The 23,672-nt window shown below is 56.6% G+C and carries 30 protein-coding genes and 1 tRNA gene; 26 read left to right on the top strand and 5 right to left on the bottom strand.

Annotation, left to right across the window (positions count from 1 at the left end; genetic code table 11):
* Window positions 1–27: 27 nt before the first annotated feature.
* Window positions 28–186 carry a hypothetical protein gene (locus ACLCGK_RS02640; protein WP_410951202.1) on the bottom strand — a complete coding sequence of 53 codons (159 nt, stop codon included), beginning with the start codon at window positions 184–186 and terminating at the stop codon, window positions 28–30.
* On the opposite strand from ACLCGK_RS02640, the gene ACLCGK_RS02635 reads away from it, so the two are divergent.
* The 4 genes from ACLCGK_RS02635 to ACLCGK_RS02620 all read left to right on the top strand — a co-directional run bounded on the left by ACLCGK_RS02635 (window position 185) and on the right by ACLCGK_RS02620 (window position 4,392).
* On the top strand, window positions 185–1,405 hold the full coding sequence (locus ACLCGK_RS02635; protein WP_056800096.1) for an RtcB family protein: 1,221 nt from the start codon (window positions 185–187) through the stop codon (window positions 1,403–1,405). The two genes, ACLCGK_RS02640 and ACLCGK_RS02635, sit on opposite strands and share 2 nt — an antisense overlap.
* Before the next feature lie 101 nt (window positions 1,406–1,506).
* Window positions 1,507–2,085, top strand: coding sequence for a hypothetical protein (locus ACLCGK_RS02630; protein WP_410951201.1), 579 nt, complete (start codon window positions 1,507–1,509; stop codon window positions 2,083–2,085).
* A gap of 235 nt (window positions 2,086–2,320) precedes the next feature.
* Entirely contained in the window at window positions 2,321–3,481 is a 1,161-nt protein-coding gene (locus tag ACLCGK_RS02625; protein WP_410951200.1) for a hypothetical protein, read from the top strand.
* 224 nt (window positions 3,482–3,705) lie between these two features.
* Window positions 3,706–4,392 carry a lytic transglycosylase domain-containing protein gene (locus ACLCGK_RS02620; protein ID WP_410951199.1) on the top strand — a complete coding sequence of 229 codons (687 nt, stop codon included), beginning with the start codon at window positions 3,706–3,708 and terminating at the stop codon, window positions 4,390–4,392.
* Window positions 4,393–4,414: 22 nt separating this feature from the next.
* Here the strand turns inward: ACLCGK_RS02620 and ACLCGK_RS02615 are convergent, their stop codons facing one another.
* Window positions 4,415–5,182 carry a hypothetical protein gene (locus ACLCGK_RS02615; RefSeq protein ID WP_056799753.1) on the bottom strand — a complete coding sequence of 256 codons (768 nt, stop codon included), beginning with the start codon at window positions 5,180–5,182 and terminating at the stop codon, window positions 4,415–4,417.
* Window positions 5,183–5,450: 268 nt separating this feature from the next.
* Here ACLCGK_RS02615 and ACLCGK_RS02610 point away from each other — a divergent pair, with 268 nt between their 5' ends.
* The 18 genes from ACLCGK_RS02610 (at window position 5,451) to ACLCGK_RS02525 (ending at window position 15,119) form a co-directional block, all read left to right on the top strand.
* Window positions 5,451–6,122, top strand: a complete 672-nt coding sequence (locus ACLCGK_RS02610; protein ID WP_410951198.1) for a hypothetical protein — start codon at window positions 5,451–5,453, stop codon at window positions 6,120–6,122.
* A gap of 177 nt (window positions 6,123–6,299) precedes the next feature.
* Window positions 6,300–6,797 (top strand): single-stranded DNA-binding protein, encoded by a 498-nt coding sequence (locus ACLCGK_RS02605; protein ID WP_410951197.1) that lies wholly within the window; start codon window positions 6,300–6,302, stop codon window positions 6,795–6,797.
* Window positions 6,798–6,965: 168 nt separating this feature from the next.
* Entirely contained in the window at window positions 6,966–7,271 is a 306-nt protein-coding gene (locus ACLCGK_RS02600; RefSeq protein ID WP_410951196.1) for a hypothetical protein, read from the top strand.
* A gap of 105 nt (window positions 7,272–7,376) precedes the next feature.
* The gene (locus ACLCGK_RS02595) at window positions 7,377–7,751 is read left to right on the top strand and encodes a single-stranded DNA-binding protein (protein ID WP_410951195.1); all 375 of its coding nucleotides are present in this window, start codon (window positions 7,377–7,379) and stop codon (window positions 7,749–7,751) included.
* Window positions 7,752–7,828: 77 nt separating this feature from the next.
* A complete protein-coding gene (locus ACLCGK_RS02590) occupies window positions 7,829–8,002 on the top strand; it encodes a hypothetical protein (RefSeq protein ID WP_410951194.1) in 174 nt (57 codons plus the stop codon).
* Between the two features lie 555 nt (window positions 8,003–8,557).
* Complete coding sequence (locus tag ACLCGK_RS02585) at window positions 8,558–8,926, top strand: histone-like nucleoid-structuring protein, MvaT/MvaU family (RefSeq protein WP_410951193.1); 369 nt, start codon at window positions 8,558–8,560, stop codon at window positions 8,924–8,926.
* 110 nt (window positions 8,927–9,036) lie between these two features.
* The gene (locus ACLCGK_RS02580; RefSeq protein ID WP_410951192.1) at window positions 9,037–9,612 is read left to right on the top strand and encodes a hypothetical protein; all 576 of its coding nucleotides are present in this window, start codon (window positions 9,037–9,039) and stop codon (window positions 9,610–9,612) included.
* Window positions 9,613–9,941: 329 nt separating this feature from the next.
* The gene (locus tag ACLCGK_RS02575; protein ID WP_410951191.1) at window positions 9,942–10,193 is read left to right on the top strand and encodes a hypothetical protein; all 252 of its coding nucleotides are present in this window, start codon (window positions 9,942–9,944) and stop codon (window positions 10,191–10,193) included.
* A gap of 43 nt (window positions 10,194–10,236) precedes the next feature.
* Window positions 10,237–10,530 (top strand): hypothetical protein, encoded by a 294-nt coding sequence (locus ACLCGK_RS02570; RefSeq protein WP_056799729.1) that lies wholly within the window; start codon window positions 10,237–10,239, stop codon window positions 10,528–10,530.
* A gap of 243 nt (window positions 10,531–10,773) precedes the next feature.
* The gene (locus ACLCGK_RS02565) at window positions 10,774–10,932 is read left to right on the top strand and encodes a hypothetical protein (RefSeq protein WP_315695520.1); all 159 of its coding nucleotides are present in this window, start codon (window positions 10,774–10,776) and stop codon (window positions 10,930–10,932) included.
* 178 nt (window positions 10,933–11,110) lie between these two features.
* Complete coding sequence (locus ACLCGK_RS02560) at window positions 11,111–11,335, top strand: hypothetical protein (protein WP_410951190.1); 225 nt, start codon at window positions 11,111–11,113, stop codon at window positions 11,333–11,335.
* Window positions 11,336–11,344: 9 nt separating this feature from the next.
* Window positions 11,345–11,839 carry a hypothetical protein gene (locus ACLCGK_RS02555; protein WP_410951189.1) on the top strand — a complete coding sequence of 165 codons (495 nt, stop codon included), beginning with the start codon at window positions 11,345–11,347 and terminating at the stop codon, window positions 11,837–11,839.
* Window positions 11,840–11,998 carry a hypothetical protein gene (locus ACLCGK_RS02550; RefSeq protein WP_156675974.1) on the top strand — a complete coding sequence of 53 codons (159 nt, stop codon included), beginning with the start codon at window positions 11,840–11,842 and terminating at the stop codon, window positions 11,996–11,998.
* A 139-nt stretch (window positions 11,999–12,137) separates the two neighbouring features.
* Window positions 12,138–12,713 carry a hypothetical protein gene (locus tag ACLCGK_RS02545; RefSeq protein ID WP_410951188.1) on the top strand — a complete coding sequence of 192 codons (576 nt, stop codon included), beginning with the start codon at window positions 12,138–12,140 and terminating at the stop codon, window positions 12,711–12,713.
* Between the two features lie 557 nt (window positions 12,714–13,270).
* Window positions 13,271–13,347: transfer RNA gene (locus ACLCGK_RS02540), tRNA-Arg, on the top strand.
* Between the two features lie 21 nt (window positions 13,348–13,368).
* Window positions 13,369–13,626 carry a hypothetical protein gene (locus tag ACLCGK_RS02535; protein WP_410951187.1) on the top strand — a complete coding sequence of 86 codons (258 nt, stop codon included), beginning with the start codon at window positions 13,369–13,371 and terminating at the stop codon, window positions 13,624–13,626.
* Window positions 13,627–13,667: 41 nt separating this feature from the next.
* Window positions 13,668–13,913: a hypothetical protein gene (locus ACLCGK_RS02530; protein WP_056799712.1), complete on the top strand. Its 246-nt coding sequence runs from the start codon at window positions 13,668–13,670 to the stop codon at window positions 13,911–13,913.
* Window positions 13,914–14,051: 138 nt separating this feature from the next.
* Window positions 14,052–15,119: a hypothetical protein gene (locus ACLCGK_RS02525; protein ID WP_410951186.1), complete on the top strand. Its 1,068-nt coding sequence runs from the start codon at window positions 14,052–14,054 to the stop codon at window positions 15,117–15,119.
* Between the two features lie 135 nt (window positions 15,120–15,254).
* Here the strand turns inward: ACLCGK_RS02525 and ACLCGK_RS02520 are convergent, their stop codons facing one another.
* Window positions 15,255–15,641 carry a hypothetical protein gene (locus tag ACLCGK_RS02520; protein ID WP_410951185.1) on the bottom strand — a complete coding sequence of 129 codons (387 nt, stop codon included), beginning with the start codon at window positions 15,639–15,641 and terminating at the stop codon, window positions 15,255–15,257.
* Window positions 15,642–15,769: 128 nt separating this feature from the next.
* Between ACLCGK_RS02520 and ACLCGK_RS02515 the strand changes: the two genes are divergently transcribed.
* A complete protein-coding gene (locus tag ACLCGK_RS02515) occupies window positions 15,770–16,183 on the top strand; it encodes a hypothetical protein (protein ID WP_410951184.1) in 414 nt (137 codons plus the stop codon).
* A 169-nt stretch (window positions 16,184–16,352) separates the two neighbouring features.
* Here ACLCGK_RS02515 and ACLCGK_RS02510 read toward each other — a convergent pair whose 3' ends face one another.
* A complete protein-coding gene (locus tag ACLCGK_RS02510) occupies window positions 16,353–17,672 on the bottom strand; it encodes an HDOD domain-containing protein (protein ID WP_056799700.1) in 1,320 nt (439 codons plus the stop codon).
* Window positions 17,673–17,979: 307 nt separating this feature from the next.
* Here ACLCGK_RS02510 and ACLCGK_RS02505 point away from each other — a divergent pair, with 307 nt between their 5' ends.
* The 3 genes from ACLCGK_RS02505 to ACLCGK_RS02495 all read left to right on the top strand — a co-directional run bounded on the left by ACLCGK_RS02505 (window position 17,980) and on the right by ACLCGK_RS02495 (window position 23,360).
* Window positions 17,980–19,233, top strand: coding sequence for a hypothetical protein (locus ACLCGK_RS02505; protein ID WP_410951183.1), 1,254 nt, complete (start codon window positions 17,980–17,982; stop codon window positions 19,231–19,233).
* A gap of 391 nt (window positions 19,234–19,624) precedes the next feature.
* Window positions 19,625–22,270: a DUF2201 family putative metallopeptidase gene (locus ACLCGK_RS02500; RefSeq protein WP_410951182.1), complete on the top strand. Its 2,646-nt coding sequence runs from the start codon at window positions 19,625–19,627 to the stop codon at window positions 22,268–22,270.
* A gap of 220 nt (window positions 22,271–22,490) precedes the next feature.
* Window positions 22,491–23,360, top strand: a complete 870-nt coding sequence (locus ACLCGK_RS02495) for a hypothetical protein (protein ID WP_410951181.1) — start codon at window positions 22,491–22,493, stop codon at window positions 23,358–23,360.
* Between the two features lie 58 nt (window positions 23,361–23,418).
* Here ACLCGK_RS02495 and ACLCGK_RS02490 read toward each other — a convergent pair whose 3' ends face one another.
* Entirely contained in the window at window positions 23,419–23,667 is a 249-nt protein-coding gene (locus ACLCGK_RS02490; protein WP_410951180.1) for a hypothetical protein, read from the bottom strand.
* Between the last annotated feature and the right edge of the window lie 5 nt (window positions 23,668–23,672).

Genomic DNA, 23,672 nt, shown 5'->3' with positions numbered 1-23,672 from the left:
ATATACACATAACCTGAGTTTAACGAATCAACCACCGTCTCCCCCGACTGGTGTTTTTAGGGCAAGTCTTTCTCCCCAGAAGCTTGCCCATTTTTTTTGTTCATCCTGTATGCTTGCGGTCGAAGCCTTCAGCGCTGCTGCCGCCTTTTTCTTCGCAGCACCTAGAATTGAGGTTGAGGAAATCATGAAAAAAGTAATTCAAGAGCCAGGATCGTCCCCAATCAAGATCTGGACGAACGACATTGAAGATGCAGCGCTGACCCAGTTGAAGAACCTGGCACGCCTGCCGTTCATTGCGCGCAACGGCATCGCCGCTATGCCTGACGTCCATCATGGCAAGGGCTCGACCGTGGGCAGCGTGATCGCGACCGACAAGGCGATCATTCCTGCGGCTGTTGGGGTGGATATCGGTTGCGGCATGAACGCAGTTCGCTTGTCGCTCAAAGCTTCCGACTTGCCTGAGAGCCTGGCCAAGATCCGCGCCCAGATCGAGCGGGATGTACCGCTGGGTGCTGGTGGTCGTCACCAGAAGGATGACGTGCTGCAAAGCAACTACGGCAAGCTGCCAGTGGCCGATGGCCTCGCTCGGCGCGCCATTGAAGAAGGCGTGTTCGGCGGTGATGTGGGTGGCTGGGAGGCGGCGGTCAAGAAGTCGATGGCGCAGCTGGGCACCTTGGGCAGTGGCAACCACTTCATCGAGCTGTGCCTGGACGAGAACCAGGATGTCTGGATCATGTTGCACTCGGGTAGTCGCGGCATTGGCAACATGATCGGCGACTACTTCATCAAGCAGGCGCAAAAGGCCATGGATCGCTGGTTCATCGACCTGCCAGACCGTGACCTGGCCTACATTCCGGAAGAGTCGGAGCTGTTCAAGGAATACATGGCCGCTGTTGGATGGGCTCAGGCCTACGCTTTCGAAAACCGTGCGGTGATGATGGAAGCCGTCCTCAAGGCGCTGCGCCTGCAAGTGGGCCGCGAGTTCGAGATCACCCAGGAGGCGATCAACTGCCACCACAACTATGTCGAGCGGGAAAACCATTTCGGCCAGAACCTGTGGGTGACCCGTAAGGGGGCGATCCGTGCTCGTGAAGGCGACCTGGGCATCATTCCGGGTAGCATGGGGCAACGCAGCTATATCGTACGAGGCAAGGGCAATCCGCAATCGTACTGCTCCTGTTCGCATGGAGCGGGTCGTCGGATGAGTCGCGCCCAGGCTGTGCGTACCTTCACCCTGGAAGACCTCAAGCAGCAAACCCAGGGTGTGGAGTGCCGTAAGGACGAAGCGGTACTGGATGAGATTCCAGCATCCTACAAGGACATTGACGTGGTCATGGGTAACCAGACCGACCTGGTCGAAGTCGTGCATACGCTCAAGCAGGTTTTGTGCGTGAAAGGTGCGTAACCAGCCCTGATCTGGCCAAGGCCCGCAGCGATGCGGGCCATTTTTTTTGGCTGATGCACCGATTTCCCGTATCATCCCGACACCCTGAAGTGAGAGTTCCCATGCACCTGACCTACGATCAATTGCCGGTGAATGCCCTGGATACCACAGCGGTGGATGCGCAGCGTAGCGAAGCCCTGTTCATCACGCTCAGTAAAACCCTGATCGACAGCCTAGCGCGGTTCTTCGAAGGCAAGCGCGTGCTGGAGTGCTATGCCGGTCGTGGTCACCTCAGTGCCTTGCTTCAACAACAGGGGATCGACATCAAGCCCACCAGCCTGCAAATGGGCCATGATCAGACCGCCGAGCTCGGCTATGTCACCGAGGTCGAGATTTTGAGTGTGTTGGAAGCGGTGAACAAGTATCGGGACTGGATGGAGGTGCTGCTGGTAGCCTGGCCAATTTCCGATGAATCCCTGTGCCAGGTGCTGCCAGCGCTGCCTACCGGCTGCCCGATCGTGTTTATCGGCGAGGTGACCGATTACAACCGGCAGCCCTTTCCCTTCCTGGGTGGGTGCGCCAGCGATCGTTTCTTCGAGGCGGTGCAGGAGCAGCCCGAGCTGACCGCGCAGCTTGCATACCCGACTCGCCGGCAGGACACGATCAAGGTATTTCAGTACGTCGAGCCAATAAACGGTTAATCCCGACGCTGGTTGACGTCCTGGGTATCGAATTCCTATACTCAGGGCGTCAGTCAGTTCCTGCGGATCCTGCGCAGCGAGAGGTCTGATCGCTTGGCGAAGCGGCCCCGCCCGACCACCTGGTCAAGGTTCAAACGCGTGTCACCTGCACTACACCTCTCTTCCATGATGGCTCTTGATGAGCATGCGAAGTGAAATGGGCGGATCATTGCTTGGCATGCACAGGAGAAGCCTCATGAGCACGATCGATCTGTTTGAATCCAAAGAGCAGCTTTTGTCATTTCGTGACAGGGTCGGCACTGTCCTGAGCGAAGTACTCTCCACCCGCATCAAGGGACGTCGGCTCGACGAGCTCGCGGCGCGTCTGCTGGGCGCCGCTGACTTCAATACCGCCCTGGGCCTGGTGGATCGTAAGGTAAGCACTTCTGTGCAGTCGATGGAGCCGTTGACCCAAGCACTTAACCTGATCTGGAGGTTAAGGGAGTACTGCAAGCAGCACGGGGCATATCCTCTTGAAGTCAAGCGCCTATTGAAGTCGGATGAAAGTATCGAGGACTTTTTTGCTAAAGTAGCCCATGCCGCCCTTACCGAAGGAAGTGCTCCGGCACTGGATATGAGCTTCTTTGACAATATTTTCCTGCGCCTACCGCGCAAGATCACCGTCGATAATGGCAGCACCCTGATTCACCAGGTCTCCAATCACCTGGGTAAGCACCTGCACCCTTGCCATGGGCTGATGGGCCTCCATGCCTATTCAGATGAGCGCTCCTGGAGTGTGGAGCCGCCCCGCCAGTGTTCAGCAGCGTACCGAAGCGGTTGGCTGTTAGCTGATTGTCAGGCTGTTGAGGGGGTGCTGAGTCTTGATGAGCAGGATGCTGCAAATCATGTCAAGGACGGCCAGATTGGAGGGTTCCGTGGTCGACAGGCAGAACAGCGTCGATTGCTCCAGCACGATATCGACAACCTCCTGGAAAATGAATCGAGGCTGAGTTTGCACCTCCGGCGTTCGGTCGAGGAGGATGGGTGGCGGTGGATGTGCGATCGTGCCGGCTATGAATCCGTGGAGACATGGGCATCTAAAGAATTGGCTCTGTTCGACGGCATCAAATGCATGGGCGGCTTTGGTTTTTGCAATCAAAACGACTTCGAGCGCATCTATGCCACCGAAGGCTGGTTCTTCGACTTTTTTGAAAGCGACGCTGATGGCCTGGTAATCCAGCTCATGGGCTCGGAGCCTGAAGACGACACCACGCCAGCACTGACTGACGAGGAGGCCTGGGAATGGGTGGTGGCCCAAGCTAAGCTGGGTTCAGCACTGCACTTGAGGGCCTTGGAATGGCTCGGCGAGGTCAGCGAGAAAGAGCGCCAGCGTATCCGCGAACATACGGGTTATTGAGTTCCTAGGGTGGAAAGGGCCGCATTTGCGGCCTTTTTCTTAGACGTCGTAAAGTGGCTCAATCGTCACCGCCACATATCAATATATGCAATAAAAACTTGATTCCGTGCTGTCATTTACTTTAAAAAGGAAAGTGGACGTTTTTGGCGTTCATCCACCCGAGTGAGGACAGTCATGTGCGATCGTACGTTTTTTCTCCTAAATTGTTAAGCGCCAGCGTCTGCATGACGTTGTTGATCGGTTGCGCGCCGATCACATCGCTGCAGCGCAGTGCACCTGTGGACAATCCGGTGTTCAGGGCAAACCAGGTGCTGATCAATCAAGCCACCAGTGCCTACCTTGAAGGCAATACCAGCTACTGGGACTGGTTTCGAACGCCAGAGATTCGACAGCCAGTCAAAAAACCTGCAGCAACCCAGCCTCTCAATATCGATAGCAACCTCAAAGCCAAGGCCCTGGCAGGCACCTTGCAAGCCAAGCTTGAGATCTCCGCCAAGGTTGCTATCAATATCGCCCCGCTGATCGAAAAAAGCGCCGAAACCCATCAAGTCCCTTCTTCACTCATCGCCGCTGTAGTCAATGCCGAGTCGGAGTTTCGCAGTGGCCGGCGATCGCCTGCCGGTGCCGTAGGGCTAACCCAGGTCTTGCCCAGGGTGTGGGGAAAGCAGTGCAACCTCAAGACCGATGCTGGCAATATCGACTGCGGAGCCAAGATCCTGGCCCACTATTACGAGCTGTCCGGGAGCTGGGGAAAGGCGCTGGCTTACTACAATGTTGGGCCTGGGAAGTATGAGCGGAGTAGGGCGGCGAGGAAGACTGGGCATCGCTATGCCAGTACGGTGCTGGCCAGCATGCAGCAGATCAAGGCGGGTAGGGAAAAGCTGATTCGCGAGTCAATTCGGGAGATTTGAGGGGGCATCCCTGCCCTTTGCGTCAGTCTCTTTTGACGACGGACAGAAACGATGCTTTCTTGCCGTTTTCTGTGGCCTTGGGCGTGGTGTTGCCAGGTGTCCCAGGGGTTGTAGCAGGTGTTCCCTGAACAGCTCTGATAGCCGGCTTGGCGGGCTTCTGGCGGATCTGCTCCATGGCAAATCGCTCAACCATGGAGCCGCTCACCAGCTGTGACAGCATGCGTTGCGCACCATGCGAGTCACGGGGCACCAAGGCAAGCTCCAGCAGGTACTGGGCGACATGGTGAAAGATGTTGGTCTCGGTGGCTTCGGCCATGGCGGTGGCCATCATGTCGACCAATCTGCTCTCGAAGCCCTGATCGACCATGAAAGAGAAAGTCTCGTGCGCGGTTTCTTCGCAGTGCGGCTTGACCACCAGGTTGTTAACCAGGGCTTCAACGTCGGTTGCGATCTCGCGCTGCCGGGCCATGCCTGCACCAAAAGCCTCCATGATCATCAAGGCAGTGCGAATGAAGTTGGTAACAAAACCCATGTCCTTGGTCGACATGTCCATGAAGATGCGATCATCCTCACGGCGGTAGCTGCCAAACAGTGGCCCGAAGGCGCTCTCAATTGCCTTCATTTCGTGGAGGCAAGCGTTCTCAGGGTCGACTTCAGACAGGTCTTCGGCCTTGGCTTCATTCATCCGATCATTGATTTCGGCAAGCGAATCAGTGTTCGCAACCAGGCCCCGAGTCATCATTTCGTTGAAAAAGTTTTGTAGCACGTCGGGATTATGGTTGTCTGTCACGTCGGGCGCTCCCCAGAGTTACGTACACGTGCAAAATAGTGACCTAGAGCGTGCGTGTCAAGAATATCTGGTCGTTTTTGCGACAAATAAATCAAAATCGTTGTGATGACCAGTAGGTCAACTTTTTTTGATGGTGGGTGAGCCTGGGTCATTGAAAAATATCGATTTTTTCAGAAATTGGCTTCAGTGGTCGGAAAAGCTTGGCAGCGAAGCCTCGCACGGTTTATAAATAAATTGAGAACTAAAATACATCCCCAGGGGAAACGGCATGACCACTACCAATAGCAACATCGAACTGGCCAAAAACGACAAGCTTATGAAAATGGAGCTGCGCCTTAAGGACGATGGAAAAATCCACGCCTTCCTGCGCGAAACCACAGCGGACGGCGTCGAGCTTCCCGTGCGCATGGCCTACGTCGACAAGATCGGTGACGGCGAGAACGCGTTTTTTGTCGTCAAAGCACCAATGCGTGAAAAGAATGAGGACGGCAGCTTCAAGACCCGTGGCCGCCAGAAGGATGGCAAGTTCCTCGATGCCCAGGGCAAGGAAGTCGAGAGCGAAGACCAGGCCGAGCGCCAGTTTGTGCTGCTGACTCAGCGCAACGACCCTACCAAGCTGGTCTACGGCCAGATCGGCACCTTGAACATCAAGAACTTCAAGGTGGACAAAACCCCAACCGCCATGACCCTCATCACTGCCAAGCTGTGGAGCGACGAGGATGCGTTGGCTGCTGAGCGCATCGCGTTCCGCATGAGCGCCCTGGGCGCAGAGCATGCCGATTACCCAGCCTTGCAGCAGGAGCTGAAGGACTTCCGTCGCAGCACCGGATCCTTTGCTGATTTCTTCATCAACAAAGGCCATCCGATCCTGCGCGACATGGGTTTCTCCATCCGTGAGCGCGTCAAGCCAGGCGTTACCTCGGAATCGGAGCCGGGTTAATACCCAGGGAAACCCCTGCAAACCCCAATGGGCCTGCCTTGCAGGCCTTTTTTGTAAAATATTTTCGAAATCGCTTTAAATATATATTGACGACCGGGTATAGGATCCCTATACTTTGAATCGTGAACTGGCAACAACTAGTCAGACACTCAAATCACAACGCGAGAGGCAAAACCCATGAAAAAGCATATTGTCGTCGGCAACCTGGTTTCCGCAGTTTCCATCTCCAGCCAAAATGGCCGTGACACCGCCGCCATGACCGTTGCGGTCAACGAGTTCAAGAAAGCTGACGGCACCCAGGTCACCAGCTACCACTCGATCGTCGCCACCGGCAAGTCGGGCTTCCTGGACAACGTCAAGGAATACCTGACTAAAGGCAAGGGCGTCACCGTGGTGGGTACCCCGTTCCTGAGCGAGCGTGAGAAGGACGGCCATGTCTACCGCAACCCAGGCATCCGTCTGACCCGCCTGGGCGATCTGCGCTTCACCGGCCAGGACATCGCCGCCGCCCCGGTCTCCGGTTCGGCACAGGAGCAGAAATCGCCTGAGCAACTCGCCGCCGAGCAGCAGGCCGCCGAACTCGCCCAGTCGGTTCAGCAGCAGGCTTCGCCACAACCGGCAGGCAACGCCCCGGCAGCTGATTTCGACGGGCAGGATGATGATATCCCGTTCTAATTGAGTATCATTCGCATCTAGATTTTGCGGTTTAGATGCGCTGAGAATCCAGTAAAGCCCTGTTAACTCAGGGCTTTTCTGTTTTTCTTTACAAAAAAGTCTAGGTAGCGTTTCAGTCGAATTTATGACGGGATAGCCATAAATTGGGTTGAGGGGTACGGAGGTAGCATGAACGTCAATCTGCCATTTCTGGTGTTCGGTCAAAACGACCTGGGGGACAGGGAGGTGGCCGTGGTCGAGGTGGATATCTCGGTGGCTCACTACCTGGCAGGGGAGCATTACGCCGAGGCCGCGCTGCTGGCCCAGGAGCAGGGCCTGAAGCCGCCGATGGTTGCGTTTGGCCCCGAAGAAGTGGGGATCCTGGCGGATTCCCTGGGTACGCTCAAACAGCTCCTGGTGGGCCGCGAGCGTCTGCAGGTGCTGTTGCAGCGCGCCCGCCAATACGACCTGAAAAATATTCGAGAAATTGCGTAAATCGCTTTAAATATATATTGACGACTGGGTATAGCATTCATATACTGAGAGCGTGAATTAGGGAAAACACCCTGATCCAAATAAACCACAACGCGAGGATTCACCATGAACAAAATCATTCTTTCCGGCAACCTGGCTGCTGACGTACGTGTTGGCACCGTCAACGAAAAAACCCAGGTCATCAACGGCACCCTGATGGTGGACAACTCCTACACCAAAGATGGTCAGCGCGTCGAGCAGTCCATGGCCTACCCCTTCGCCTACTTCGTGGAAACCGGCAAGACCGGCGTTGCCCCGCACCTGACCAAGGGTCGCACCATCACCATCGAAGGCAGCCTGCAGCGCCCTGAGGGCAACCTGGCCAGCAACGGCAAGACTTACCATGACGTGCAAGTCCGTGTCGACGAAATCGAGCTGGGTCGCAAGCCACACGCCCAGGAAGCCGCCGAGCGCGCAGCCAACGCTGCAGCCAGCGCCTAACGGCCAGTGATCAAGGGGTGGCCTTCGGGCCACCTTTTTCAATTCAAGTATTCGAGGTGCACGCCCTTATGAGCGGTATGAGTCCGAAAAAAGTAGAAACCTTGGCAGCTGAGTGGTTGGCCGGCAACGAATCCACCCGTACGCGCATCCAGCACGAGATGCGTGGCGGCACCAACCTCAATCTGCTGGTCACCGCGATCGGCAAGAAGGTTCCGGCGCCAGCGCCCGAGGCTCTGCAACAGACGGCTTGATCGTTTGGGAGCAAAGAAGGTCAGCTTAGCTGGCCTTTTTTTATGCCTGTCATTCGGGATAGATGAAAATTGGTCGGCATCGGGGGCATTGCCTGGAGGGGATCGCTACTTCCGGCTTGCCGGGCTGTCGTACAGGCACCCTGGGTCAGTGAGAACGGGTGATCGCGGGGCAAGCTCCCACTTATCAGGGCGCTTTGCGCCTGTTCCGGAGGAGTGAGTGTTATTCACGAAGTTCAGGATATGGTCGACACTTATTTGACGGCGAGTTAAATAAGATATTGACGTCACGGTATAGTATCCTTATACTCCCAATACAGACCAAAAATGCTGTCCGATCAGCCGCTTAGGTCAATTTTTTCTCTGCACCGGGGGCTTCCTGGTGCGCAGATTAGTGCACTCGCGTTGTGCTAATCTTAGGGCTCTTCGGAGCCCTTTTTTTCGTCTGCAATTTTGAATTTGATGTATAGGTCGTTGACATGAATTAGTTTTATTACTAATATTCTTGTCAGGCCATGAGCCATTTAATTCACCTGCGCCCTGTATGGAGTCAATCACATGAGCAAAATCGCCGAATATCGTGAACTTGAAGCTCAAATTCAGCTTCAAGCGGCCCGCCTGGAAGAACTTCGCCCGAAGTACGAAGCCACTGAAGTACTGGTTGATCTGATCCTTTCCGAAGCCAAAGAAAAAGGCCTGGATCTGGAAAGCATCGCCCTGGCCATTGCCCCTCACCTGGGCAAGGCATCTGGCAAGACCGCCGCCATCGCCGGCGTTACCCGCACCCCGCGTAAAGCACGGGTGGTGAAAAAGTACAAGAATCCGCACAGCGGTGAAACCGTCGAAACCAAAGGTGGCAACCACAGGGTGTTGAAAGAGTGGAAGGCCCAGTACGGCGCCGATGTTGTAGAAGGCTGGCTGGAATAACAGCCTTTTCAAAGAAACCCCGCCTCAGCGGGGTTTTTGTTTAATGGTATATTGACAGATTTCGAGGGGTGGTTATAATTTGCCCATTCAACGAGACATAGGTAAGTTACATGGCCAAGGTAAAGGTGTCGCTCGCAGCAGCCCACATCCTCACGTCGCATTTGATGCGTGAGCTGTCTAACCAGAATACCCTGGTGACTCGCGCCATGTGCCCGATGACCGTGCACACCGCCGATAATGTCAGCACGAAGGTCGGCCTGGCCAAGGACGCTTTCCTGCAGCAGCTCAGGGTGTCACACCTGCTGTATGATTCGGTTGGCATCATTCGTGAAGCCATTGGCGTGAAAAATGGCGAGATCGGCCTGCAGGCCCTGCTGAGCAAGCGCAAGGCGCTAGAAGCCAAGCGCGATTTCCTCAAAGATCTGATCGATAGCGTGAGCTACCATGACAGCGCGATCGAAGCCGCCTTGGTTGGAAATGCCTTCGATCGTCTGATCAACTCGGAGCGGCTGCCAGCGATCAACGTTCAGGTGATTGAGCAGGAGGAGTTGGATCAGCTGAACCAGGATGTGCGGGATCTGACCAAACAAGCAGATCGTTTGGGTCGCGAGATCAGCGAGCTGAACAGCTACCACAAGATCGAAGTTGAGCTGGATGACGGCGTCGCCGAACTGCTCAGCCTGTAATTGACCCTTGAAGGCTTGCCAAGAGCGGGAGTAGGCAGGCCTCAGGCTCCGTCCTGTTGGTCATGGAAAATCCCGCAGGCGCTCTCCTAACTGGCGCCCGAAAGGGCAGATAGCAGCCTTGGTTCCTCGAAAACCCCTCGTCCCTCAAATGGGCAAACTTTTGTTGTGAGGAACCGGCGCACCACTCATGTTGTTCGTTGTCAGTTGTTGATCTGATCACTAGAGCGCCTGGCCATCCCTGTGATGGCCTTTTTCTTTTCTGCATTCTGAATTTGACATGTAAGGTATACCAAGTATACTCACGCTCAGTATCCATTGGAGTATCGACCATGATCCGCGTGCATCATAAACCCAGGAGCCGAGACCTGGGCTCGCTGGTGGGATGGGCACTGTGTATTGCCGGCGCCTTCGTAGGTGCACTGCTCATCTACTTTGGCTTGTCCTCGGGCCAGGTAGACACCGAGCCGAAGGCGCTGGTAACCACCCTTCTGGGCGTCAGCATCGTACTCTTCTTTGTTGCGGGTTTACCGAAAGGCGCCCGCTCGGGCATTTCGGACAAGCCGCCACACACCAACAGATAGCCGGGTGTGGCAGAGCCTGACTTTGCCCGCCCAGGAGACCGCCATGCCTAGCGCCCAAGCTCACTCCTCCCGCTTCGTGCCTATCGTGCGCACCTTCCCTACAGCATCCCCCGCGCCTGAAGCGCTTGCTCAGGTGTGCAGGGCCCTGATCTTTCTGATGGTAAGCCTGGGGGCCTCTATTGGTGCCTCCCACACCCATAGCTTCCTTGCGCTGCCAGGCTATCCCGTGGTGGCCATTGAGCTCCTGGTGATCTGCCTGGCCATTGCCCTCTGCGCGCTTATCAGCTGCGTATTGGCTGCTGTGCACGCCGTCCGCCTGGCGTTCAGCCATGGCTAGTGTGCTGGCCCGGTGCAAGCGCGGCTGCATGCGCGTTCTCTACGCATTGGTTTCCGTGTTGCTATGGCTTAAAAACCTGATCTCGACCAAGCATGACCACATGGGTTTGTAGGGGTGATGGGTGGTTATGAAATTGGTCTTGATATGCTGGCTTTACATTGAATTTCATGGCTACAATGAAATTATCAACCACCGCTGAGCCGCCGCCCAGCGACTCTGCAATCCCTCTCAGGAGTACCGCACATGAGCCAAGCACAAGCTGTAGCCACCCCCAAGCCAGCGATCAGCTGGGATGAAGACACCGCCGATAACGATGAAGGATTTGTCCTGGAAAGCGACTTGGCCGCTGATGTACCCAAGGCCTGCTCGATCGACAATCCGGAATGCGAAGCCTGCCAGTGACCGGGTTCGCGACCCGCTGGTGATCAAAGCCCGACACGTTCGGGCTTTGTGCATTTTGAATGACCATTTTGGCAAATATTGGGTTGCCCGTAACAATATACGGGTATATCATCAGTATACCCCACTGAGGGTCACAGAAGCCATCAGGCTCGGTCACACCACAACGCGAGAGACAGCCATGCATACACTTGATACCCCTCTGGCGGCTGGTCAGGATCTGGCTTGCCCCCACTGCAATGCTGATCAGGGCGAGCAGGTCGAAGACTTCGTTATCCCTGGTCGCGTAGGTGCGGCCTCGGCGTGTGCCGACAGCTGCTGCAGCTGCGGCGCCCCCTTCCGCGTGGTGTGCGTGGAGCCGGGTAAGTTCCTGGTGTCCGTTGCCGACGCTGATCTTGTGGCGTAAGGGGGGAATATGCACGATCGAACGGATCTTCAAATTCAGGCAATGGCTGTTGGCATGTGGGCCAACTACATCGAAACCGGTGATGTCAGCATCAGCGCCCGCGATGCCCAGAATGCTAAACTGTCCTTCAGGGCGCTGACCACTGAACAGTCGCGTACGGTGCTGCGCTTCCGCGATCTGAGTGCCAGCTTACTCAGGCAAGACTCGCAGCTCAATTTGGGTGCAAAAGCTGGCTTGTCAGCGCCAGCGCCAGCGGCCCAGACACCATCTTTTCAGCTGGTGTGGAGCGACGATCCTCAGGCCGTCCAATCGCTGAAGGTCGGGGCAATCAAGTTCGCCACCATCAGCAATGCGGTAGTGGCGAAGAACACGCCCAGGAAATTCCAGGCAACGTTCCTGCTCAAGGGTATCAAGCCTGATCAGGGGCTGTTCGATTCGATTGAAATGGCCAGGGCACATCTGGAGCGAGCCGCGAAGGGCTGGCTTAAGGCGCTGGAGGGATGAATGATGATCAAGCAAGCGGAATCGCTGCAAGCGCGGCGGGTCAAGGCGGTAAAGGCGGCGGCACTGGTAGTGCTGTTCGTGCTGGTCTCGTTCGCCCCATGGTCAAAAGACCATCAGCGCCACACGGTGCCAAGCTACCAACTGCAGGTCGCCAGGTGAAAGGCGAGTGGCTGTCCATGGCCTTCATTGTAGGACTGGTAGCCGCCAGCTCACTGGTAAAGGCCGAGGTGGATGCTCAGGCGATCGGCATTGCAGGTGGGCATGCTCACTGGCACAACGTACAATCGGGAGAATAGCCATGGGTCTGTCTACCTGTAAGGCCGAAGTACCGCCAGCGCCTCCGGAAGCGCTGGATGATTTTAGCTACGTGCAACGGCTGAGGCTGGCTGACGCCGACCTGCGCCCTGGCTTGCGCTTTGGCGAGGCCTTCAGCCTGGAGGACATGGGCGCTGCCGAGTACGAGTTTGGCGCCTTTGCGCGGTTCCTGCGCACTGCCAACGATTGTCGCGATCACCTGGTCGAGGCCAAGGCAGTCATTGCCTACGGTGATGACCGGGTGAATTGCGCGGTCACCTGTTTTTACGATCCTCAGGCGCAGAGCTGGGCGCACATTGAAAGGCAGCTGACGCTGCTGGCCCAGGGCAAGCTGCACACCAAGCGCGGCGCAAACTTCCCAGCAGCGGACACCAGGCCACCAGCCCCCACCAAAGGGCGCAGGAAGGCCGTTGAGCCGCCACCCAGGTCAACCACCTGCGGATGGGTGGAGATCGGCCAGAACGTGTTCTGGACAACGTCCGAGATCACCTTGGCGCAGTATCGAGATCTGCTGCACGCATCCGTTGAGTACATGGATGCGCAAAAGGCCCAGCAGTAGGGCGTCTTGAGTTGCCAAGGCGCCCCTCCGTGGGGCGCTTTTCGTTTTTCGGGGGCTGAGTCAGCGCCCATCACTACTCACGCAAGCCGACCTGGCTTGCACCTTAGGCACCTGATGGCGGGTGCCTCGATCCACAAGGAGGGTCATCGTGGCTTCACTGTTTCGCATTGCTTCACTGTTGGGTGCTGTCTGGGTCAGCTTGGCAGGGCACCATGACGTAGGATCCGGGGCGCACCTAAGCGTCCGTCGCGCCCGCACCAAAGAGCATGCTTTCCACCAGGTGCAGCGCGGCCCGCAGCCAACCTGAAAGTGTTTGACAGCTCGTTTGCTTAACCATAATATTGAACCCGCTTCGACGCTTCACCCCCGGCAGGCTGGATAGCTGCCGACGTTTGTCTCCGCTCATTGAGTGCTGATGCCTCGGTCAGTTAACAGCCATTGACCCATCTGCGCAGGTGGCCAGGATGCCGGACGGTGAGTGTCACCCGCACATGACCTGAAGCGAATGCGCAGGTTGTGGAAGCAACGGCCACCTGGTGGGAAGGGTGGCCACTCCCGCGCCAGTAGCTCAGCTGGATAGAGCATCCGCCTTCTAAGCGGATGGTCGCAGGTTCGAGTCCTGCCTGGTGCGCCATTTTCCCTTTGAGTAGCCTCCATGACGACTGCCCATTGCGATGCCAGCCTCAGCGCCTGGCTTGAACAACACAAGACCGCCATGCCCCGCAAGATCGCCGTTGTGCTCAGCACCAGACTGGTTGCCGTGGACGACTGCATACTGATGGTGGCTCCCTCAAGGTCTGAAAGTGCAAAACGGGCAGGTCAGCCGCTTACCGTGCATATTGCCAAGCCACGGCCCAGTATGGGTGAATTCACCTTCCAGTACGCCCCTGGTGCGCTGGATTTGCTTCGGTGAGTCCTGCGGGCTTTTAGAAATCTTTCTGGTGGAGCCATTCCATGACCGAAACCGTGCCCGAGCCTGACTATGAAGGCATTGCCAGGGTCAAGCTGAGCTCCGCCAGGGAGTCCCAGCTCGTCGAGCTGTGCTCCGCCAGGACACTCACTCGCTCGAACGTGCGCGCCAACACCAGGGCTCTTGCTGCGCTAGTCAAGCTCGGGTTCGCTATCGAGATCACTGCTTTTGGCGAACGTGCCTGGCAGATCACCGACACCGGGCGTATCCGCTGCACGACGATCTACTGATCTCATTCAAAAACAATTTAGGTGTAAACTGACCGGCCTGATGGTTGACGGATAGTGTATACCGAGTATACTTTAATCCATGGCCGGAACAATCGGTCTGCGCATAGACGCATATCACCTACAACGCGAGGATTTGTCATGAGCGAAATTCAGAAAGATGCCCTGTGCGATCACGTTGCGAGCCAGTTCGGCCTGAACCCGACGCTGCGCTTCAACCCCATTGCCGGTCGCGTCAAGGTGGCGATGGAAGACATCGGCACCAAGAAAGACATGTACAGCGTCAAGCTGACCGAAACCATCGTCATTGACGGCTTCAACCCGCGTATCAAAGACGAGAAGTACTGGGAGGGCATCCGCGCCCTGGCAGCGTCGATGGAAAAGCATGGCTGGTACCCTGACAAGCCACTGGCCGGCTATGCCATCAAGAAGGATGGCAAGGACGTGATCGTCGTTGTCGAGGGTGGTCGTCGTCGTGATGCCGGTCTGATGTACATTGAAAAAATGTCCAAGACCGACGAGCATTTCGCGGACAAATGGCTTGCACCGATGGTCACCAAGAAAATGGGTACCAGCGAGCTGGATCTGCAGTACGGCCTGGCCCAGGGCAACAACACCGAACCGTTCCGTCCGTACGAGCTGGCGATTCTGTGCAAGCGCCTGCACGTGGTCTTCGACCAGACCGAAAAACAGATTGTCGAAGGGATGCAAGGCCTGGTCTCGGCCTCGCACCTGCCAAAACTGCTGCTGCTGGCATCGGCGCCCCTGGAGATCGTTGAAGCGGTCGAGTCGGGCTCCATGTCGGTGACCGAGTCCTACGACCTGATGATGGCTCACGGCGACAAGGCTGTGGAAGTTCTCAAGCAGGCGGCCCTGGTCTCCAAGGCAGCGGGCGCGAAAAAGATCATGAAAAAACACATGCCTGGCGTGAAGTTCGCAAAAGCATTGGTCAAGGAATCCCGCCCGCTCTTCGAAATGGCCGAGGAGATCCAGGCCGACGAAGGCTACCAGGCTCTGTCCGAAGGCACCCGCGCCAAGCTCGACGACATGCTGCGCGAAATCAAGGCCATGCAGACCAAGTTCGCCGAAGACGACGCCAAGATCCTGCAAGCGGCGCGTGATGCCGAGGCCGAAGCCGCTGGCCAAACCAGCCTGGACATGGCGGGTGCGGACAACGACGAAAATCTGGGTGCGCAGCAGGTCGCCTGACGATCACCTGTTTTGTAAGGGGCCCTCCGGGGCCCTTTTTTCTATCCGCAGGGCGCCTGCCCCATTTTAAAATGAAGGTGCCCTGGTGGAGCTGGGCAGGGGCGGGGTCGTATCTTCCAGCTTGCTGGTCTGCCGTTAATGTGGTTGACGCTTATGCGCCTTGTCATCCAGGGCTGCCAGGTGCCTGGCTGTCGCTTGCAGCATATGGAATGAGGCCAGCGCCGTCGCATTGCTCAAGGTGTTCATGAAGCCTGGCGAAATTTCCTTGGCGTACTGGGTGATCACACCCTCAAACGGCGCATAGGCTGAATTCGGCGGAATTTGAATGTCGAATTGCACCTGCATGCCATGAATGCCATTGATGTAAATCTCAAGCAGCACGGGCATGACGCGCTCAATGCCCGCCTGGGTGAGGATACATTCATTTTTCAGGAATTCATGCAGCTTGAAACGCAGATGTTCGTCAAACGCATGTTCCGCCTCAGCAGCGGTGCGCTCTTTGAGCAGTAGGGTAGTGTGCATTCTTATTGTCCTTGTCAATATACGCTAAAATACTGCTGCGACCGATTCCTCGCAAGCTCAAAATTTGACAAGAGTTCGAATTGGATACAGACTCCGCCTCCATGGATGGGTCAAGTGAGTAAGTCAAGATGCTACAGCACCGGGTCACGCGACAAGAACTCTTCGAAGCTGATAGCCACTCCTGCGACTGGCAAACCCACCAGCTGTGGCGCATCGAGCGCTGCAAAGCCCGCGCTGCAGAGCAGCTGGGACTGCCGCTGGAAAAGATTCACCTGATTTACCAGGACAAGCAGCCTCTGGAACTGATCAATCGCAAGGGTGAGCACACCATCTATCGTCCTGAGGGCATCATTACCGAATGCGTGCCCGGCAGGGCGCCTGCTTTTTTCATGGAATTTGAGGTCAGCTGGGTTGACCCCTGGCTGTTTGCCCACCGCGCCACCCGCACTTTTACCGACATCATCATCGGAGCCACCGATGAATTCACTTACCTGCGCAAAATGCGCGAGATTCGTCGGGTGCGTGAAAGTCGGATGGTGTAAGGCAGAGCGTCAGCAGCATCACCAAGTCTCCTCGCCAGGCAAAGCACGACCAGGCGAGGATTCAGCCCGTTAGGGCGGCTCCGGTTTGTGCGCAAAGCTGTTGATCTTCTTTGAGACCAAAAAAAACCAGAGCTTTTAAGGGCTCTGGTTTGCAAGTTTAGGCCTTTGCTCAGGTCGATCGACGGGAAATCATGTTGGCCTGGGTTCGGTAATCAGAAATTTGTTTCAAGTTGGCATTGATAACCGATTCCGCGACCGGGAAGCTGGGGATTTCGCGCCAGCCGAACGGCACAAACGACAGCGGGACAAGACCACTGTCACCTACGGCGATCTGCCAGCTGCGCACGTTGTTGGCCAGACTGTCAGCACCACTGTCATTGTAGGTCGACAAGGCCGTACAGGAGTCGACCATGTTCTGCGGCATGCTCCAGGACTTCATCAGCAAGTGGGTGGCAGACGCAAAGCTGATCCGGAACACTTCACGGGACAGCGACTCGCGGGACAGGTGAGGGTTCAGCTCATGAAGGCGCATGAACCGCACCGCATGGTCGGAGAGGAAGTGCATCAGCAGCATTTCGCCCAGGTTGTGCATGAGCCCCACCAGGTAAGCCGACTGGGGAGAGGCTCCACCCTCAAGGCGGTGAATGTGGCTGGCTCCGAAGGCAGACATCAACGAGTTGAAGCAGGCTGACTCCACCATGGGGGCCAGGTCTTTGCGCACCCGGAAAGAGTTGGACATTGCCGACTGCATGGCGTATTGCAGCGTTTTGTTGATGCCAAGGCGGCTGATAGCCCCCTGTACCGAGTAAATCGACCCTGCAGGGCGATTGGTGGTCGCCGCAGCATTGGCCCAGGAAATCACTTGGGCGCTGATCGGAGCATCCTGCTCCAGGATCTCGACCAGGTCTTGCATCGGGAATTCCCCGCCTTGCTGGAACAGCTCAATGATCCGCCGCGCCGTTTCAGGGAAGGGTGGGATCGTGTTGTCCTCAAGGCCGAGCTGCTCAATGCGCTTTCGGTTGTAGACCCCGACATCAAATGCCTGCTCATGCAAGGCCTGAACGTTTTTGAACTCGGTGGGAACAACCAGATCCTGGTAGTGCTCGACAAATGCCTCGGTTTTCAGGCAAAGGTATTGACCGCGCTTGCCGGTGGGCAACACCAGGTGCTCACGCTCAAGCAGCTTTGTATCAACAAACATCTGGATGTTGTTGTTCAGAAGCGTCATGGCTTCAAGCCGACCCCGTTCGAGCAGGGCACTGATGACAGACTCAGGGTAGGATTCAAAGCCCTCGAATCCTGCCGGCAGGTCTTCGGGGGCCAGGAACGACGTTTGCGCAAGCAGGATTTGCGCTGGCCGCCCGTTGAGCTTGATCGCATAGGGGCTGACGGGATGATCGTAAGGCGGGCGCGGGAGCCCTTTGGGCATCATCTCGAATGCGACGCCTTTGTCAACCAGGTACAGGTCGAGAGTATTGATTCCGGTCATAGAGTGTCCCTCGGTGTGCAGTCAATATATGGAAGAACACGTGGAGCGTCAAGTTAGTTATTGCCAAAGTGGCAATCATTAACGAAACCACACTTATTTTTTTCACGTAAATTGAGAAAAAAATGGTGCAATCGGTTAGACTCCGTTGCTAATGTGGAATTATCAGATCGGGAATGCCCAGCTACTGCCGCCCCTGCGGGGATTTGTGCTAGGATCGGGGGAGTCCTGAAGGAAAGGTCAATTTTTTGAGGCTAGCACAGCAATGACTACCAAGCTCAACGTAATTCCCCGTCAAGAAAACAACAGGATGCGTGGACTCATCCTCAGTGGCCGTGCTGGCATCGGCAAGACCAGCGCCCTGATGGCCCTGGTCAGTGACGGAGAAGAGTTTGTCCGTATCCCGATGGCCTCGCGCAGCGCCGAAGACTTCGGTGTGTACCCGGTGCCTGACAAGAAGTTCAAGCATGACGCCGAAGGCAAACGCCTGAAAGACGCCGACGGCGAGGATGTGTCGTTCTGGACAATGGCTCAGCCGCTGATCGAATCGCAAATCATCCCGCTGCTCAAAGAAAACATCAAAGGTGGCTACGGCGTTCTGCTGCTTGACGACGTGACGCTGGCTGACCCGCGTCTGCAGTCCGGTCTTCTGGAGCTGGTGCAGTTCGGTCGCATCGGCGACTTCGAGCTGGGCGAGAACGTCCTGATTGCCATGACCGGTAACGGCGTCGGCGACGGTTGCTCTGCAGTCGAGTGGAACAAAGCGCTCCTGGGTCGTTCGATGTTCGTTGAATACGAGCCGGACTTCGACGCCTGGCTGAAGTACCCCTGCAACGAAACCCTCGATCCGTCCGTTGTCGGCTTCCTGAAAGAGTATTCGGGCTACTTCGCCCCCGGCGCGGATGACGACAAGTACTCGGACGAGAATGGCAAGACTCCGTCGCCACGCGACTGGACGTCGCTGGGCCTGGAGTTCGCCAAGTGCGGTGGCGTGCGCAACTACACCCCACGTGCCTTCTGGCCAACCGCTTCGAGCTTCGTTCGCTCCATGTGCGGCAAGCCTGCCGGCGATGCGTTCAACATCTTCGCCACCATGCTGATGGAGTACCCGACCTCGGAAGAGATCCTGGAAAATCCAAAAGTGTGGCGCGAGCTGCCAGAAGAAAAACGCAACCAGATGGGCTGTGTTTTTACCATCGCCACCTCGCTGCGTGCCACCGTGATCCGCTTGAACGACAAGATCAACGAGAAGCACGCCAACCTGCAGAGCGACCAGGCACGTGCGGCCAAGGAAGAACTGACCAAGAAGATGTGCTACGCCACTGCGGCCCTGATGTCGGGCAACCGCGAAATGGGCGCGTTCGTGGTACGTGATGTGATGGCCAATCAAATGGCGACCAATCTGGGCAAAAGCGAAAAAGACACCACCCGCGACCCGTTCGGCTCCATCATCGCGAAGTGGGTCTACAACCTGAAAGGTTTGAATGACCCAGTGCTGCAAGAAGCCCAGTTCGACAAGGTGATCGACGACATCAAGCGCATGAGCGCATCGCTCGGCAACTGAGCAACAACTGCATTGTAAGCCCTCCTCTGGAGGGCTTTTTCGTTATTAAGGAATTGAGATTGTATAATTTTGTTATAGAAAGGCGTTGGGGGAGGCAGGATCAAGGGCGTGTTTGGGGGGTGCGGGGGAAGCGACGGGATGGAGGGGCGAGTGAAGCGAAAAAGCGGCAAGGCCGAAGCGAAGCCCCTTCCATCGCCGTCAAACCTCCGGTCGGTGTCGGACAACATGTGTGGACTGCAGTCATGCGAAGGGTATTTTGCCTTCCCCTTTGAATCGCCGGTCAATGTCGGACAACATTCAGCCCGGCCAAGCAATTTACGTTAAAAAGGAGTAGAATGAAGCGAAGTGCACATGTCAGACTGAATTATGACATTACAACAAGGTTCGCATCATGAGTGACCAGGCCACAACCATCAAGCCCGCGATGACCGAGAAGGGTCAGTACGATAAGGATTTCCTCGACTACATGCGTGTGGTCTTGATGGAGCTTCGCAACCACAACCCGTTCTTCGGGGTGTTGGCCACCGAGATGTGGATCGCCGGCCCCACTAACAGCATCGAAACCATCGGGGTTTCTCCGAAGGGCGTGGTGGTCTACAACGAAGAGTTCATGAAAAAGCTCCCTGTGGGGGAGATGATCGCCGTGCTCGTGCACGAAGCGCTGCACGTGGCTCTGGACTACTGGAAACGCTTCGAGGGCCATGACCCGGAGATCGCCAACTGGGCGCACGATTTCGCCATCAACTCGATCATCATCAAGGGTATGGCGACGATCCAGATCAAGAAGGTCAAGGGCGACTCGTATACGATTTCTGTAAAGCTGCCTGAAGGCGGCCTGTATGACAGCAAATACGACAACAACTCCGGCGAAGAGATCTACCACAAACTCTACGAGGGTGTTAAAGAGCGCACCAAGCAAATCCGTGAGCAGCTCCAAAATGCCATGGCCGGTGGCCAGCCCAGCGCTGACCAGCAGCGCGAGGAAGCGATCAAGGCTGAAACTCGTCAGTCGGTTATCGACGGCATGCGTGTGGTCGGTCAGAAGCGCGAGCGCCTTCAAAAAGAGCTGGGCATTTACCGGGATTTGCATGCCGAGCGCCAGGAGTTCAGGTCGCTGATCAAGGACAATGACGGCTTCTCCATGCGGGATAACCTGGGTGAAGTCGATCGCCCCGACAACAACCCGTTCGAGCAGAACGGTGTGGCCAATGCCAACAAGAAGGCCGGTAGTTTCGATCACAAGGCGCCGCAGCAGCCTAGCTCGCACACCCACAACCCATTCTCGGAAGCCAATGAGAAGCTGAACCAGCAGCTCATGGAGGACTTCAAGGAGTACATGGGCAAGGAAGTCGAGCGCATCACCTGCAAAGTTGACGGCGAGCCTGAGCCGACCACCAAGGAAAACAACCTACGTGAGTTGGACGAGGCCATGGGCAAGACCGCCGACGAATATGTCGACGAAGTCACCAAGGATCCTCAGCCAAGCATGGAGGGTGCCAACGACCAGCCTCAGCCGGGCCAGGACAACAGCCCCAATAATGGCAACCAGCCTGGGAATGAAAGCCAGGACAAGCTCGGCAATGATGCTACCGACCCCAATCAACAGGGTGGTGCCGAACAAGGCAACCAGCCTGGACAGGATGGCGGTGAACCGGGACAGGGTCAGGGTCAGCCGGGTCAGGGTCAGCCAGGTCAGGGTCAGCCGGGTCAGGGTCAGCCAGGTCAGGGTCAGCCGGGTCAGGGTCAGCCAGGTCAGGGGCAGCCGGGTCAGGGTCAGCCAGGTCAGGGTCAGCCAGGTCAGGGTCAGCCGGGTCAGGGGCAGCCAGGTCAGGGTCAGCCGGGTCAGGGGCAGCCGGGTCAGGGGCAGCCAGGTCAGGGTCAGCCGGGTCAGGGTCAGCCGGGTCAGGGGTCGAATGGGCAGCCTTCACAGGACGCTCAAGGAAGCCAGCAGCCGGGCGGTGGCCAGGGTCAGGATGCTGCCAATGGCCAACAAGGCACCCAAGCGGGTCAGCAAGCTGGCCAGGCTCCTGGGCAGGGTTCCGGGGCCACCGGCAATGGCCCGATGTCCGAGGGGCAGGCTAAATCTGACGTGGCTGATGCACTGGGCAATCTCGAAAAAGAGATTCAAAATGCCCTGCGCGGCAAGGACAACTCGACCGGCCTCGACAAGGGCATGGCGTCGGGCCAGAACATGATGGAACAGGGTGCCTGGCAGAAAGCGCTGAAGGAAATGGCCAAAGAGCTGGGTGCGGGTGGCATGCAGGGCGACATCAACATCAACTGTGATGACATCGCCGGCAACCCCTTCAAAGGTGAGACCCCTGAGAAGACTTCTGAGCGTAAGCGTCAGATGCTCAGCCAAGCGGCTCGCCAGGACAAGATCCATGGCGGTAACGGTTGGGGCAGCCTGCCGAACTGGGCCAAGGACGAAATCAACGGCATTCTGAATCCGCCGCTGCGCCTGGGTCAGAAAATCAAGAAGGTGATCGGCAACTATGGTCGTCCTGACAGCGCGACCTTCAAGCGCCCCAACAAGCGCAACAGCTTCCGTGAGTACACGCCGCTGCTGCCGGGCAAGAAGAAGAACTCCTCCAGGATTTACATCCTGATGGACACCTCTGGCTCGATGTTCAACGAGACGGACAAGGACAACCTGCGGATGGCGATGGGCCTGGTCAAGCGCCTGGCCTCCTCCAAAGGCATGGAAGTAGTGGTGGTGCAGTGTGACGCCGGCTTGCAGCGGGTGATGACCACCAAGGAAGCCCTGGCCCAGATCGAGCAAGGTAAGTTCGAGGTCAACGGCGGCGGTGGTTCCGACTTCTCCGAAGGTTTCGAGTACATCTGGAAGGAGATGAAGGAAAAGGATGCCCTCTACGGTGCCCCGATCATCGTCTTCACTGACGGCGCGATCACGGTACCGGAAATGCCACCCAAGCATCTGCCTCGGCACCAGACGCTCTGGATCACCACACCAGGGCAGAGGGCACCAACCAGTAAATGGGGCGAGCACCTCATCCTGGCTGACCTCAGCGGTTAAACACAAAGCCCGGCGAAAGCCGGGTTTTTTGTGTCCAAATATCTTGCGCTTGAGCAAGCTCTTTGTGCTGTGATCATGACAAAAATGTGATGGACATCTGGCCGGCAGCTCTCCAATATTAGTGTAAATGTCTGTATACTCAGGCCTTCAGTCATTATCTTCTGGCCTCTGTGGAGTAGACACGTACTAGGAAGCAGCCGGAACCTATATAGCAGTCATGATGATCTATCTGTTTTTCCCTGTATTGCTGCTCCTGACCATCCATCTTCAAAAGTTGCAGGTCAACCAGTACGCGACCCGATACCTGACCTCAGCCACCCTGAGCCTCACTGGTTTTTTACTCATGGCTGGGTATCTGTGCGTACGGCAAGCGCCGGTCACCCTCGATTTTCTCAGTGACTATCGTTTCTGGGTAACTCAGGTCGGGCTGCTGGTCTTCGTAAAGACCCAGATCAAGGCGCGCAAGCTCAATGAGAAAAACCTCACTGTCTTCAACTTTGCCAATTTCCTGATCGATGCCCTGGTGCCTTTTACCTCTGTCCTGGTGGTGTGGTTCTTCGGCATGCAGGGGACAATCGAGGCGCATGACCGAACCTGGTTCGATCGGGGCTTGATGAGTGCGATCATCGTGTCGCTGCTGATCCTGTTCTACCGCAGCAAGATCAAATCTCGCGAGTGCAATCGCCCAGGCCTGCTGCTGGGGAACTGTGTCCTAGGCGCGGTGGTGCTGATGATGCAGGGCAAGATGATCCAGCAATACGACCCGGCAAGCTTTCAAGCAGCAAGCTCCCTGATCATGCTGGTGGTGTTCGGCTACTTCTCCCTCAGCCGCAAGGAGTATCGGCGGTTCGACCCCAAGCAGTTCACGCCATCAGTGGTGTCTCAGTTGGTCATCTGCCATTGCGTCACACTGGTGCTGGTGCTGATGATCGTTACCCAGATCCCTGCCGAGAATTATACCATCATCCGCAACAGTGGCCTTGTGCTGGCGGGTTACTTGTATGCCCAGGTGCTGGAGCGCAAGAAGCTCTACAACTGGCAGGACTGCCTCATCCTGTGTGGGATCATTTCGGTGGCTGTGCTGATTTAGTTTACAGCTTCAAACCAAGTAGGGGGCGCTGCGGCGCCCTTTTTACGTCTGAACGGGGTTACTTCGGAGTTGTGCTCTGGAGGCTGAGAAGTCGCGAAGTCAGGCCTTCAATCGGCAAGTTGATCAGTCGGTCAATCCGCAGGCCAGCGTTCATGTTCTGAATGATCATGACAGCCTCGGAGACTTGCTGAAAGTCCTCGTCCTGTCCGACCTGAGCGGCAAGTCGCCTTAAGTCGCTGGCAGCCTTTTCCAGGTTGCTTGCCATGCCTGCCAGCGTGCTCTCAAGTTTTTCCGTGTACGTGCTCATAATAG

Source organism: Pseudomonas sp. S1(2024), from assembly GCF_046557535.1.
The sequence above is the reverse complement of the archived record's forward strand: the minus strand, read 5'-3'. Positions and strand labels throughout refer to the sequence as shown.

Excerpts from the sequence above, each read along its gene's own strand:
- ACLCGK_RS02635 (WP_056800096.1), top strand. The coding sequence starts at position 185 with ATGAAAAAAGTAATTCAAGAGCCAGGATCGTCCCCAATCAAGATCTGG.
- ACLCGK_RS02640 (WP_410951202.1), bottom strand. The coding sequence starts at position 186 with ATGATTTCCTCAACCTCAATTCTAGGTGCTGCGAAGAAAAAGGCGGCA.
- ACLCGK_RS02630 (WP_410951201.1), top strand. The coding sequence starts at position 1,507 with ATGCACCTGACCTACGATCAATTGCCGGTGAATGCCCTGGATACCACA.
- ACLCGK_RS02625 (WP_410951200.1), top strand. The coding sequence starts at position 2,321 with ATGAGCACGATCGATCTGTTTGAATCCAAAGAGCAGCTTTTGTCATTT.
- ACLCGK_RS02620 (WP_410951199.1), top strand. The coding sequence starts at position 3,706 with ATGACGTTGTTGATCGGTTGCGCGCCGATCACATCGCTGCAGCGCAGT.
- ACLCGK_RS02610 (WP_410951198.1), top strand. The coding sequence starts at position 5,451 with ATGACCACTACCAATAGCAACATCGAACTGGCCAAAAACGACAAGCTT.
- ACLCGK_RS02605 (WP_410951197.1), top strand. The coding sequence starts at position 6,300 with ATGAAAAAGCATATTGTCGTCGGCAACCTGGTTTCCGCAGTTTCCATC.
- ACLCGK_RS02600 (WP_410951196.1), top strand. The coding sequence starts at position 6,966 with ATGAACGTCAATCTGCCATTTCTGGTGTTCGGTCAAAACGACCTGGGG.
- ACLCGK_RS02595 (WP_410951195.1), top strand. The coding sequence starts at position 7,377 with ATGAACAAAATCATTCTTTCCGGCAACCTGGCTGCTGACGTACGTGTT.
- ACLCGK_RS02590 (WP_410951194.1), top strand. The coding sequence starts at position 7,829 with ATGAGTCCGAAAAAAGTAGAAACCTTGGCAGCTGAGTGGTTGGCCGGC.
- ACLCGK_RS02585 (WP_410951193.1), top strand. The coding sequence starts at position 8,558 with ATGAGCAAAATCGCCGAATATCGTGAACTTGAAGCTCAAATTCAGCTT.
- ACLCGK_RS02580 (WP_410951192.1), top strand. The coding sequence starts at position 9,037 with ATGGCCAAGGTAAAGGTGTCGCTCGCAGCAGCCCACATCCTCACGTCG.
- ACLCGK_RS02575 (WP_410951191.1), top strand. The coding sequence starts at position 9,942 with ATGATCCGCGTGCATCATAAACCCAGGAGCCGAGACCTGGGCTCGCTG.
- ACLCGK_RS02570 (WP_056799729.1), top strand. The coding sequence starts at position 10,237 with ATGCCTAGCGCCCAAGCTCACTCCTCCCGCTTCGTGCCTATCGTGCGC.
- ACLCGK_RS02565 (WP_315695520.1), top strand. The coding sequence starts at position 10,774 with ATGAGCCAAGCACAAGCTGTAGCCACCCCCAAGCCAGCGATCAGCTGG.
- ACLCGK_RS02560 (WP_410951190.1), top strand. The coding sequence starts at position 11,111 with ATGCATACACTTGATACCCCTCTGGCGGCTGGTCAGGATCTGGCTTGC.
- ACLCGK_RS02555 (WP_410951189.1), top strand. The coding sequence starts at position 11,345 with ATGCACGATCGAACGGATCTTCAAATTCAGGCAATGGCTGTTGGCATG.
- ACLCGK_RS02550 (WP_156675974.1), top strand. The coding sequence starts at position 11,840 with ATGATGATCAAGCAAGCGGAATCGCTGCAAGCGCGGCGGGTCAAGGCG.
- ACLCGK_RS02545 (WP_410951188.1), top strand. The coding sequence starts at position 12,138 with ATGGGTCTGTCTACCTGTAAGGCCGAAGTACCGCCAGCGCCTCCGGAA.
- ACLCGK_RS02535 (WP_410951187.1), top strand. The coding sequence starts at position 13,369 with ATGACGACTGCCCATTGCGATGCCAGCCTCAGCGCCTGGCTTGAACAA.
- ACLCGK_RS02530 (WP_056799712.1), top strand. The coding sequence starts at position 13,668 with ATGACCGAAACCGTGCCCGAGCCTGACTATGAAGGCATTGCCAGGGTC.
- ACLCGK_RS02525 (WP_410951186.1), top strand. The coding sequence starts at position 14,052 with ATGAGCGAAATTCAGAAAGATGCCCTGTGCGATCACGTTGCGAGCCAG.
- ACLCGK_RS02520 (WP_410951185.1), bottom strand. The coding sequence starts at position 15,641 with ATGCACACTACCCTACTGCTCAAAGAGCGCACCGCTGCTGAGGCGGAA.
- ACLCGK_RS02515 (WP_410951184.1), top strand. The coding sequence starts at position 15,770 with ATGCTACAGCACCGGGTCACGCGACAAGAACTCTTCGAAGCTGATAGC.
- ACLCGK_RS02510 (WP_056799700.1), bottom strand. The coding sequence starts at position 17,672 with ATGACCGGAATCAATACTCTCGACCTGTACCTGGTTGACAAAGGCGTC.
- ACLCGK_RS02505 (WP_410951183.1), top strand. The coding sequence starts at position 17,980 with ATGCGTGGACTCATCCTCAGTGGCCGTGCTGGCATCGGCAAGACCAGC.
- ACLCGK_RS02500 (WP_410951182.1), top strand. The coding sequence starts at position 19,625 with ATGAGTGACCAGGCCACAACCATCAAGCCCGCGATGACCGAGAAGGGT.
- ACLCGK_RS02495 (WP_410951181.1), top strand. The coding sequence starts at position 22,491 with ATGATCTATCTGTTTTTCCCTGTATTGCTGCTCCTGACCATCCATCTT.
- ACLCGK_RS02490 (WP_410951180.1), bottom strand. The coding sequence starts at position 23,667 with ATGAGCACGTACACGGAAAAACTTGAGAGCACGCTGGCAGGCATGGCA.